Annotated in this window: 12 protein-coding genes and 1 pseudogene; 6 read left to right on the top strand and 7 right to left on the bottom strand. The window is 34.8% G+C overall.

What is annotated here, in order from left to right:
• Positions 1-8: 8 nt before the first annotated feature.
• The 3 genes from BCER98_RS01190 to BCER98_RS01180 form a co-directional block, all read right to left on the bottom strand.
• Entirely contained in the window at positions 9-845 is an 837-nt protein-coding gene (locus BCER98_RS01190) for a YitT family protein (protein WP_011983331.1), read from the bottom strand.
• 397 nt (positions 846-1,242) lie between these two features.
• Entirely contained in the window at positions 1,243-1,842 is a 600-nt protein-coding gene (locus BCER98_RS01185; RefSeq protein WP_011983330.1) for a lysophospholipid acyltransferase family protein, read from the bottom strand.
• Between the two features lie 213 nt (positions 1,843-2,055).
• On the bottom strand, positions 2,056-2,973 hold the full coding sequence (locus tag BCER98_RS01180; RefSeq protein WP_011983329.1) for a substrate-binding domain-containing protein: 918 nt from the start codon (positions 2,971-2,973) through the stop codon (positions 2,056-2,058).
• A 162-nt stretch (positions 2,974-3,135) separates the two neighbouring features.
• Between BCER98_RS01180 and modA the strand changes: the two genes are divergently transcribed.
• The 5 genes from modA (at position 3,136) to BCER98_RS01155 (ending at position 7,832) form a co-directional block, all read left to right on the top strand.
• Positions 3,136-3,942 (top strand): molybdate ABC transporter substrate-binding protein, encoded by an 807-nt coding sequence (modA, locus tag BCER98_RS01175; RefSeq protein WP_011983328.1) that lies wholly within the window; start codon positions 3,136-3,138, stop codon positions 3,940-3,942.
• Between the two features lie 5 nt (positions 3,943-3,947).
• On the top strand, positions 3,948-4,619 hold the full coding sequence (modB, locus tag BCER98_RS01170; protein ID WP_011983327.1) for a molybdate ABC transporter permease subunit: 672 nt from the start codon (positions 3,948-3,950) through the stop codon (positions 4,617-4,619).
• Between the two features lie 515 nt (positions 4,620-5,134).
• Entirely contained in the window at positions 5,135-5,986 is an 852-nt protein-coding gene (locus tag BCER98_RS01165) for a GRP family sugar transporter (protein ID WP_011983326.1), read from the top strand.
• 207 nt (positions 5,987-6,193) lie between these two features.
• Positions 6,194-6,997 (top strand): pyrroline-5-carboxylate reductase, encoded by an 804-nt coding sequence (gene proC / locus BCER98_RS01160; protein WP_011983325.1) that lies wholly within the window; start codon positions 6,194-6,196, stop codon positions 6,995-6,997.
• Position 6,998: 1 nt separating this feature from the next.
• Complete coding sequence (locus BCER98_RS01155) at positions 6,999-7,832, top strand: aldo/keto reductase (RefSeq protein ID WP_011983324.1); 834 nt, start codon at positions 6,999-7,001, stop codon at positions 7,830-7,832.
• A gap of 87 nt (positions 7,833-7,919) precedes the next feature.
• Here BCER98_RS01155 and BCER98_RS01150 read toward each other — a convergent pair whose 3' ends face one another.
• The 4 genes and pseudogenes from BCER98_RS01150 to BCER98_RS01135 all read right to left on the bottom strand — a co-directional run bounded on the left by BCER98_RS01150 (position 7,920) and on the right by BCER98_RS01135 (position 11,233).
• The gene (locus BCER98_RS01150; protein ID WP_041809366.1) at positions 7,920-9,059 is read right to left on the bottom strand and encodes a YhgE/Pip domain-containing protein; all 1,140 of its coding nucleotides are present in this window, start codon (positions 9,057-9,059) and stop codon (positions 7,920-7,922) included.
• A 56-nt stretch (positions 9,060-9,115) separates the two neighbouring features.
• Positions 9,116-9,697: a TetR/AcrR family transcriptional regulator gene (locus tag BCER98_RS01145; protein WP_011983322.1), complete on the bottom strand. Its 582-nt coding sequence runs from the start codon at positions 9,695-9,697 to the stop codon at positions 9,116-9,118.
• A 183-nt stretch (positions 9,698-9,880) separates the two neighbouring features.
• Entirely contained in the window at positions 9,881-10,315 is a 435-nt protein-coding gene (locus tag BCER98_RS01140; RefSeq protein ID WP_011983321.1) for a hypothetical protein, read from the bottom strand.
• Positions 10,316-10,334: 19 nt separating this feature from the next.
• A pseudogene (locus tag BCER98_RS01135) lies at positions 10,335-11,233 on the bottom strand (helix-turn-helix transcriptional regulator).
• Positions 11,234-11,404: 171 nt separating this feature from the next.
• Between BCER98_RS01135 and BCER98_RS01130 the strand changes: the two are divergent.
• Positions 11,405-11,872 (top strand): YusW family protein, encoded by a 468-nt coding sequence (locus tag BCER98_RS01130; protein WP_011983320.1) that lies wholly within the window; start codon positions 11,405-11,407, stop codon positions 11,870-11,872.
• Positions 11,873-11,878: the final 6 nt, after the last annotated feature.

Genomic DNA, 11,878 nt, shown 5'->3' with positions numbered 1-11,878 from the left:
TCATCTTTTTAACTTGCTTTAAAGCCACCGCCAAGTACATCCCGTACATCATGAATCACGACGAATGCTTCTTTATCTACATCACGAATCACTTGTTTTAACTTAACAAGCTCTTGCTTATTAATCACAACATACAACACTTCTTTATTCTTTCCTGTATATCCACCTCGTCCTTCTAGAACGGTCACACCACGTGTCATATGTTTTGTAATTGTCTCACGTATTAAATCTGGCTGATCCGATATAATCGTCACTGCCGTTTTCGTATTAATTCCTTCTACAATGAAGTCAATTACTTTCGCTCCGATGAAGACTGCGACAAGTGTATACATCGCCTTTTCTTGACCGATGATAAAGACAGACCCAGTAATCACAACAATATCAATAATAAGAACACCTTTCCCAACACTCCATCCTAAATATTGATTTGCCAATTGTGCTAAAATTGCTGATCCCCCTGATGTACCTCCTGCCCGGAACATACATCCTAATCCAACTCCAACAAACACCCCAGCAAATAAAGCGGCTAGTAATGTGTCGCTATTTACTCGATGTCCAATATGCTCGGTAACATATAAAAATAAAGACGTCTCTACAATTCCAATAATTGTATAAATCATCGTTTTTTTATCAAAAAATTTATATCCAATCGCTAATAAAATTGCATTTAAAGTAAAGTTCACAACCCCTGGTGACCATCCAAATAAATAATACGTAACAACTGTTAACCCAATAATTCCACCCTCTGACAAACGATTTGGAATTGCAAAATAGTTAATACCGATTGCAAATAATAATGAACCAATTGTAATGAGTGTAATTTCTTGTATTCTTTGAGTAACCATAGTTCGTACCTCCCTCCCCATTTGACATTGTATCACCATCTCCTAGAGGTATAGAAGTGGTTTTTACCACACATTTTGTTATACGCTATTTACAAAATTATGTTTAAACAAACGCTTGGTTAATTATTCAAATTCTCCCTCACAATCCACATTAATCACTGTACTTCCTCTTACTAAATATGTCCCTCATATACAAATAAAAATTTTTCCATTTCGTATAAAAATAACGTCCACATCAAAGGCACTGAAAAAGAGAGTTCTCCCTAAAAAACAACGTGCATTTTATAAAAATGTTGAAAATAAACAGGAGTCCGACACCTATATAGTAGATGATGGACTCCTGTTTTATTATGAAGTAGACTTTTTTAATGGTCTCTCTATATCCAATTATTTTTTCCTATTTCTTTATTAAAGTTTCCTTTAATTCTTCAAACTTCGTATTTAATTGATCTGTCATCTTTTGCATCATCGCTTTCCGATCCATCGCTTCTTCCGCCTCTATTTGAATTGGATCTCCAAAAATAAGCTGTGCTCTCTTACCTTTTATCAATTCTTTCACACTTGTCGGTCCAATATATGCTGCCGGTACTAACGGCACACGAGAACGCATCGCAATTGTTACAGCACCAGCCTTTAAAGAGACATCTTCTGTAGATCTTGTTCCACTTGGAAAAATCCCAACAACTTTTCCTTCTTTTAATAAACGCGATGGGATTTTCAATGTACTTGGCCCTGGATTTGCTCGATCTACAGGAAAAGCATTTACATTCTTAAAAAACCAGTTCAAAAACTTTTTTTCAAATAACTCCTTTTTGGCCATGTAATGGATTTCCGTCGGATACATTCCTGTTGCTAGCATTAACACATCCATAAAACTTGTATGCGTACATGCTACAACATACGGTCCTTCTTTCGGTAATTTCTCTTTTCCTTGTACTTCTACTTTTCCAACAGTCTTAAATATATATTTCAACAAACATGCGATTGGTTTATACATTTCGTTCGTTCCTTTCTCACTTTCCAAATTGAATTCCACTTTTAAAACCATTATAACACTAACTTTTAATAGTTGGTAATAAAATTAGGTATTAATTTAAGAAAAGCAAATCTACCTCAATAAAGAAGGAAAGAGACATATACTTATCCCCCTGCAATGCCTCACCTAGCATATATCGAAAAAAGCTGTGTACCCTATAGGCACACAGCTTTTTTAGTTTGTTTCATATATAATTTGACCCGTTTTACTTATATCGTAACCACCGATTGCTAGCAATTCATTTTGAAATTCTATAGATTGCAAAATATCTTTTACCACTTCAATCAATTGTTCATTCTTCTTATTTTTCAAAATGACTAAGTCATATTGTTCTTTCATAAGTGGAATAAAGTCTACATTTACAATTTGCGCTACTTTTTCTGCTCCTACACCAACATCAGCTTTCCCGCTAGCAATTTGCGAAGCAACACCAAGGTGGTTTGATTCTTCCCATTCATACCCTTGAACATATTCCTTCCTTAAGTTCTGAATGCGAATTTGCTCATCTACTAATACACGAATTCCTGACCCTTTTTCACGGTTTACAAATTGTATAGATGGTTTAACTAAGTCGCTCCAATTCTGTATTTCATTTGGGTTTCCTTTTTGAACATAAAACCCAACATTTCTTGCTAATAAATTGATGACAACACAAGGCTGTCCAACTAAAATTCGTTTTACATATGGAATATTATATTCTTTTGTATCTCCATCAAATAAGTGTAGACTAACAACGCTTTGTTCCCCATGATACATTTTGATTAAACTTGCTAAACTACCTTGATACGCTCGAAGTATATTAGAATTCGGCATTCGATTTTCTATATGCTTTGCTAGCATATCTAACGTTAGTTCTTGACCACTAATTATACAGTGCTCTGCACCTTTGTTCTCTACTTTTACAGAGGATGTTTGTAACTTTCCTGTCTTCATCTGTCTAATATATTGTTCTAGATCCCCCGCATCAATACGCATTTGTCTACCGACTCTATAAGAAGGGAGTTCTCCTTTTTTTATTAAGTCGTATACGGTTAACTTTGATACTTTTAATTGTTTCGCTACTTCTTCCGTTGTGTAGGAATGATGGTTCATAGGCGATTCCTCACTTTCTTACTCTATTGTAGCAAAGAAGTGAAACTTTCTCCTATTTTTTCAAACAGTGACGTATTTCACATTATATTTAATTATAACCATTCATAATTAAATATACTTAGTTATAATTAATATGATAAGAAGGAAAGGAGATTATACGTTATGAACAAATTTATATTGCGGTATATTGGATTGCTCACACTTTCTTTTTTCCTTATTTTCAGTAGCGCTTGTACAAACGGAAACAAGAAAGAGAAAACAAATGCAAAAGAAGAACAAACGATTGAATTGACAATATCAGCTGCCGCTAGTTTACAAGATGCTTTTAAAGAAATTGAAAAACAATATAAGCAGAAAGAACCTAACATAAAGCTATCATTTAACTTTGGTGGTTCTGGTGCACTTCAGCAACAAATTGAACAAGGTGCTCCTGCTGATTTATTTTTCTCTGCGGCAGAAGATAAATTTCAAACGCTTGTAAAAAAAGGATTTATCAATAAAAAAGAAGGAAAAGATCTTCTAGGAAATGAGCTTGTGTTAGTTGTCCCAAAAGAAAGCTCTATTCAAACATTCCAAGAATTAAAAGAAGAGAAAGTGAAAAAACTAGCAATTGGTACACCTGAATCCGTGCCAGCTGGAAAGTACGCAAAAGCTCTTCTTACACACGAAAACTTATGGATTGACCTTCAAGACAAAATTGTACCTACAAAAGACGTTCGTCAAGTATTAACATATGTAGAGACAGGAAATGTAGATGCTGGTATTGTATATAAAACAGATGCCCTCATTTCAGATAAAGTAAAAATAGCTACTGCAGCACCAGCTAACTCTCATGAACCGATTCGTTATCCTGTTGGAATTATAAAAGAATCTAAGCATAAAAAAGAGGCGACTTTATTCTATGAATATTTACAATCCAAAGATGCACAAACAATCTTTAACAAGTATGGATTTACAATCCTACCTTAACTACTATGACATTTGATACACTTTGGCTACCTGTTTTTCTTTCTTTACGAGTCGCTGCACTTGCTACCATTATTTCTATGATTTTCGGTACAATTATTGGTCGGATATTAGCACGCTCCTCTTCGCGTTATAAAGTGTTTTTAGAAACCATTTTTCTATTGCCGATGGTGCTTCCACCAACTGTGATTGGATTCTTTCTCATTATTATTTTTGGAAATCATAGCCCGATTGGAAAATGGATTGAAACATTATTTCAACAATCAATTATGTTTACATCATGGGCAGCAGTCATTGCCTCAACAGTTGTTTCATTTCCGCTTATGTACCAATCGGCCAAAACAGGTTTCTCTATTGCAAATGAACAAATTGAAGACGGGGCCCGTGACCTCGGAGCAAGTGAATATCAAGTGTTTTTACACGTCACACTACCACTTGCATTCCCTGCATTACTTAGCGGAATGATTTTAAGTTTCGTACGAGCACTAGGAGAATTTGGTGCAACACTCATGTTCGCAGGAAATATTCCTGGTAAAACACAAACAATTCCAACAGCCATTTATATGGCAATTGATGCAAGTAATATGCCCCTTGCTTGGACACTTGTTATCATAACAGTTAGTATGTCGCTCATTTTCTTATTGTGCATGCAATTCATTAATAAGCGAATTACTTTTTAAAGCAGCTTTCGACAAAAAGCTGCCTTTTTATTTCCCGAAAAATAAATTATTTTGTAAAACGAGGAAAGGCGTATCTTACAAAAATGTAATCTTTCTGTAAGCTAATTCGATAGTTGCTCCCAACCACATCTCATATAATGAATACATAAGATACCCCCTCAAGAAGTGGATTGTCCCCCCACATCTTGTTGTTAAAAAAGGGTTAACAAATTTATTTCCCTATTCCCCTCAAAAGAAGATCCCGATTTGGGATCTTTTTTTTATCGTAAAATAATAACGAAATTTTCCTATTTATAAAAATATACATTTTATTTGAATTCACTTTCTAAAATGATGACTTTCCTGTTATTATATGGAGGTGTTTGAAAAAATAAAGAAATGAAAACGCATTTATAGTGTACCTTCTTCATTATATTTTAATGATCAGTAATCTTCTACTCTACTAATGGAGAATTACCAATTTTTAGAGTGGCTTTCAATTATATTGATATAGTAAAAACGAAGGGAGTCTTGTGATGGACATTTTATTAGCTCTTCTTCCTGCAATTGCATGGGGGAATATCTTATTAGTAAGTGTAAAAGCTGGTGGCGGTGCCTATAGTCAAACGCTTGGTATGACAATGGGTGCTCTATTCTTTGCAATTATTATGTATGTATTTACTCAGCCGGCTTTAACGATGACAATCTTAATTGTCGGTTTTATCTCTGGTGTATTCTGGGCTTTAGGACAAGCAAACCAGTTAAAAACTGTTGAAAGACTAGGTGTTTCGACAACAGTAACCATTTCAACCGGGATGCAACTTATTGCAACTTCTATCTTTGGGGTAATCGCTTTTCATGAGTGGACTACTACTACTACGATTATTCTGGGAACGATTTCAATTCTTTTAATTGTAATTGGTGTTGTCTTCACTTCATTAGATGATAAAGAAAATGCACAGCCACCAGGACAATTAAAAAAAGGACTTTTGACTTTAATTATTTCTACTTTCGGCTATCTTGTATATGTAATTATTATTCGCTGGTATAACATTGATGGCTGGTCAGCTATTTTACCACAAGCGGTTGGTATGTTTGTTGGAGCAATCATACTGACATCTAAGCATAAACCATTTAATAAATATGCAATTCGCAATACAATATCTGGTATACTTTGGGGAACAGGAAACTTATTCTTACTTCTTTCATTACCAAAAGTTGGAGTCGCAACAAGTTTCCCATTATCACAAACAGGTATTGTTATCTCTACATTTGGTGCAATTGTCTTCTTAGGTGAGAAGAAAACAAAACGTCAAATGATATTTATCGCATTAGGCAGTATTTTCATTATTGGTGGTGCTGTTTTACTCGGTATGACAAAAGCATAAACTCACAATTGATTATCACACCCTAAAAGTATAGTAACCTTTTAGGGTGTTTTGACATCTATTTTTCCGTATAAACCATGAATGCTCTTTCCCTCTCAAAACTTTTCTATCATTTTTATATCCATCTAATAGACCTTTTCTTTTTACACGCTCTCTTATCAATGTTATTGTTTTTATAACTTACTTTATAAGAAAGGATTAGAGGAGATGCCAAAGAAACAGCGAATTTTATTTATTGGTGCTGGACGTATGGCCGAAGCAATCTTTTCTGGTTTGCTTAAAACAAGCAAACCATACATCGAAGAAATTATTGTATCGAATCGACACAATACAAAAAAACTCCAGCAATTACAAGAACAATATCCTATTTCAACAACAACTGATTGGAAAGAATGCGTCAAGTTTGTAGACACGATCATTCTGGCAATGCCACCAGCTGCACATGAACAACTATTGACAGAACTAGCACCTCTTCTTACGCATCAACTTGTCGTGACGATTGCTGCTGGAATTGGCCCATCTTACTTAGAGAAAAGATTACCTCACGGCACACCAGTTGCTTGGATTATGCCAAATACGGCTGCTAGCATTGGACAGTCTATCAGCTTGTATACGACGGGACACTTCGTAAATGAAAATCATAAAGAGACATTACAACTTCTTTTAAAAGGAATTGGTACATCACAGCTTTGCACAGAAGAAGAAATTCATCAGCTAACCGCTATTACTGGTAGCGCACCAGCATTTCTTTACCACTTTGCAGAAAGCCTAATTGAAGCTACCAAAAATTATGGTATTGATGAAACAACAGCACATCACCTTGTTATTCAAATGATTGCTGGCGCAGCCACAATGCTTGGGCAAGTACAAAATCCAGCACTTCTTCGGGAACAAGTGACTACACCTGGCGGTTCAACTGCGGAAGGCTTAAAAGTGCTCTATGAACATCATTTTTCCAAAATTATTCAGCAAGCAATTGAAGCTACAAATAAAAAGGTAAGGGGGAAATAATATGAAAATTACCAGTTTACAAGATTACACTACATTACATAACGGGGTAAAAATGCCTTGGTTTGGTTTAGGGGTATTTAAAGTGGAAGAGGGCACAGAAGTAATTGATTCTGTGAAAGCTGCTATCAAAAACGGGTACCGTAGCATTGATACAGCTGCTATCTATAAGAACGAAGAAGGTGTGGGACAAGCAATTCGTGAGTCCGGCGTTCCGCGTGAAGAGCTATTTATTACATCAAAAGTATGGAATAATGATCAAGGATATGAATCGACATTACAGGCATTCGAAACTTCCTTACAAAAATTAGGTTTAGAGTATTTAGACTTATATTTAGTTCACTGGCCTGTACAAGGAAAATATACCGAAACGTGGAAAGCATTAGAAAAACTTTATAAAGATGGCCGCGTTCGTGCAATTGGGGTAAGTAATTTCCACATCCATCACTTACAAGATATATTCGAAGTTGCAGAAATTAAACCGATGGTGAACCAAGTTGAATATCACCCTCGCTTAACACAAGAAGAATTACATACTTTTTGTAAAGAAAACCATATCCAACTAGAAGCATGGTCACCGTTAATGCAAGGACAACTTCTTGATCATCCAACATTGCAAGGGATTGCAAAAAAATACAATAAATCAACAGCACAAATTATTTTGCGTTGGGATCTTCAAAATGAAGTGGTAACTATCCCAAAATCAATTAAAGAACACCGCATCATCGAAAACGCAAATATTTTTGATTTCGAATTAAGCCATGAAGATATGAAAACAATCCAGTCTTTAAATGAAAATCATCGCGTTGGTCCGGATCCTGATCATTTTGATTTTTAATGGCAGTTTAGCTGTTACATCTACTGAAGAAACGAAAAATTGTCCATGAAGAATAGAAAGGTATCCATTTGTCGGATACCTTTTTTATTACATGTCTTTTCCTACAGCCCTTTCTCTCTTTACTATAAATGATATCCCTACTACACTTAGTGCTACAATTTGTGTAATCAAAATTATAAATAATAGAGAAATAATATTTACACTTAAATTCCCACCACCAAATATTATTGCAAAATAACCCTTCACAGCATAAGTTGCGGGAAATAATTCTCCGATTATTTGATATGTTTTGGATAACATAGCCTGCGGGACCATTACACCAGAACTTACAAGTTGCAACGAGAGTGATATAATATTAAAAATCATACCTGCATTTCCGAATAGAGTAAGAAACATTTGCGTTAATGATAGAAAAGCAAAAAAGACAATGGTTTGAAATATCCATACATTCCCAATCGTTTCTTGGATTCCGATGTGAAAAGTTTTCATTAAGCCAATGGTCATACATGCAAGTAGAATAGATACTACACCGTTAATCACTTGGCTTGAAAGAAAATTTCTCCAATCTCTTCCTACTTGTTTTGCCACTTTCGATAATTCCATACTCATAATCATCGCTCCAACGAATGAAGCTAACACAATCATAAGCGGCACCATGTTTACGGAAAACCCTTTTGCATCATTTACTTTGTGCACTTTAAGTCCAACTGATTCTTTTGTTAGCCCCTTTAACATTTCAATGCTCTCTGGCCCCACAGCTTGTAACTTTCCTGCAATAGCTTGTTGTTTATTGTTTGTAATTTCTTTATTTACATTGCTATGAACTTGTTTTGCTATGCTTTCCATCATCTGCTTTGCCATCATCGAGCTGGCTTGGTTAATATGAACGTTTAAATCTGTCTTACCTTTTTCGCTTATATCCTTTGAAAAAGAGGCTGGAATTTCAATAATCATATTGTATGCATACTGATCCATTTCTTCTTTTGCCTTTTCCATAGACTTCTCTTTTGTCACTTGAAAAGGTAAACTTTTCTGTAAACCGTCTCCTATTTTACTTCCCATACTCGTATCTTGGTTTACAATCGCAATTTGCAGTTTATCTGCTCTTTCATTGACTCCATCATAAGCTGTTAGCCAAACACAAAAGAAAATGAGCTGGAATGCTAAAGCTACTCCAATCCCTATATACGTACCTGGTACTCTTAAAAATTGTTTCAACGTATTCATTTTCCCAACCCCTTCTAGCAAGCAAGTACATACTTGCATTTTATTTTAAATAAATACTAGGGTCTTAATGCCCTAGCATATAAAGTTATATTATTTTCAATAAAATCTTCATCATTCATCTCCATCAATCGATTTTCAAAACGCATTTTAGAGAGAAAATATCCAAAGTTAATCCATATAAAATTCATGACTTGTGCTTCAATATTCGTATCAATGATTTTTCCCTTTTTCTGCATTTCTGTAAAATAAATCATTAATTCTTCCTTTAAACCCTTTGGTATTTTGGCGATTTCATCATCTAACTCCGGAAACGCACCTGTTTCACGAATACCGATCGCGATGATATCTTTCACTTCATTCAAAAATTGATGATAATGCCTTGCTAAATTCTTTAAGTCTGTCTCTAACTCCCATACAATTCTTGTTTGTAAAAAATGTTTTAAATGCGGCACATATGAAAATTCAGCAACGGCTGCTTCAATGACCCCTTTCTTATTTTTAAAATTACGAAAGATTGTCACTTCATTGACACCAGCACGCATCGCAATTTCTCTCGTTGTCGCTGCTTTATATCCTCTTTCTTTCACTAATTCAATTGCTGCTTGAATAATTTTTTCTGCTGTCTTTGAGCGCGCCATACAATCCTCTCTTCCTTATGCAAGTGATCACTTGCAATCCATAGTACACTTTTTTCTAATTATTGTCAATTCATTTCCTGTAAATTAGTAAGATCGATATTCGTATAAGCAACCAACGAACTGAAATACAGTTAATACGAAACTAAACAGAATCATAACGAACACACTTATATGTAACGTTGGTTAGAATATAGCATTTGCTATCCATATACTAATACTAAAAAAGAAAAATTGTGCAAGAATCCCTATTGGCTTCAACCATATTCTCGTTTTTTTCTTTGTTACTTTTACAATCCATCCAAGTATGAAAACTAAAGTTAATATAATAAATGCTAGCCATCTTCCATACTTCACATCATAAGGTGTCACTTGATTAGGAAAAATGAAGTGCACCATGCAGAATAATAAAAGACTAATACCGAGACAAATAATAAGTGACAGGAACAATTCAATCGTGGCTTTGAAGAGGGCATATGAAAATGAATATTTCTTCCCTTTTGTATCCATCACTTCACATATAACCATCGTAATGAAAAGAACGAAAAACCATATAAAAAAATACATAGGCGTTTCTACTTTGAACAATTCTGCTATTGAATAGAATAACAGCTTCCACATATATTCATTTTCACCTCTGCTAGTCTTCTATCTCTTCAAATTGTAAATTCATTGGCTCATTGGAGAGGGTTTCATAGAAACTTTCTGTCAGATCTGTCGCCGGTACCTTTTCATCTACTTCATCTAACCGAAAACTATCTGCCCATATACATCCTTCCCCTGACAACAAAATGCCAAATGCAATCCCAATCGCTTCTTCTTTTACATCGAGTACAACTGAGTAGGGTTGCCAACTTGTAGTATGTCTTATAGGACGATTTTGCATATTATCCATAGCTAGTGGTTCTGTATCTTTCCCATCTACACGCATCCATAGCCCTGCCCAATCTTTCACATTTTCACTTTTGATAAACGCTGTTAACCGCAAGCGCTTTCCTTTATACTGATCCGCTTTAAACATTTGCATTAGCGTCGTAAATCCGCCATGGGTCACACCCTCTTTCGCTTGAATATAAGCTGATACTTTTCCTTGGTGAACTGTTTTATAATCTAAGCCCATTTCATATTCTGTAGGGTGACTTCCACTTAATACCCATCCTTTCGGTAAACCTTTTTGCATTGAAAATTCCCCTCTTTCTATATAAAATGATTGAAAATAGTTACGGTATTTTTCGGTGGCAAATGATACATTCTTTTAAACGCTCTAGTAAACGCCTCTTGTGAAGAAAAACCATATTGCAGTGCAATATCAAGAATCGGTCTATTTGTCGTTACTAAAGCTTGAGCAGCATATGTAAGTCTTCTTTTTCGAATATACTCTGTTACACTTATTCCTAAATTGCTTTGAAAAATGCGATGAAAGTGATACATAGATGTCGCACTATACGAAGCGACTTTTGCAGTTGTCAATTCTTCTTCTAAATGATTTTCTATATACACAATTGCCTTTTTGACTAAACTACTATATTCATCATACATATCCATGCCTCCTTACACTTCCAATTTACCATATACATCCAATTCATTTTTTGATTTAATTTGCGAAGTCTGCTACCTATTACATAGAAAATATCTTTCTAATTGATACATAATTAAGGACATTTAGGGAAAAATTGTATAGAAGGAAGCTATACTAAGGAGGAAGATACCATGAGAATTTTACTTTCAGCTTTATTAGCTCTTATGTTAATACCTGCATTAACAGGGTGTAACGCACCAGCAAAGGAAGGTACAACTTCTAACAAGAAAACAACGGAAGAAGCAAAGAATGAAACATCTGCTGATTTAAAGCTTAACTTTAACGAATTCGATCTAGATGTTGACTACCAAGATACAAACAAAGATTATGAAGCTGACTATAAACATAAATCTGCTGATCAAAAAATGGAAGCAAAAATTGAAGACCATAAAGCTAATGTAAACTTAACTAGCGATGAAGCAATTGCAAAGTTAAGCCCACTTCTTAAAAAGCTAACATTTGATAAAAACACACCAGATCAAGAAGTGATTGATCAAGTAGTCGACGTCTTCCAACTCGATAAAGATTATCAAAAATTCGAATTAGAAGTTGTCTTCTCTGATGGAACGAAGAAAGAATATAAGAAGGAAGCAAAATAAAGAAGT

This window comes from Bacillus cytotoxicus NVH 391-98 (genome assembly GCF_000017425.1).
Classification (GTDB): domain Bacteria; phylum Bacillota; class Bacilli; order Bacillales; family Bacillaceae_G; genus Bacillus_A; species Bacillus_A cytotoxicus.
The sequence above is the reverse complement of the archived record's forward strand: the minus strand, read 5'-3'. Positions and strand labels throughout refer to the sequence as shown.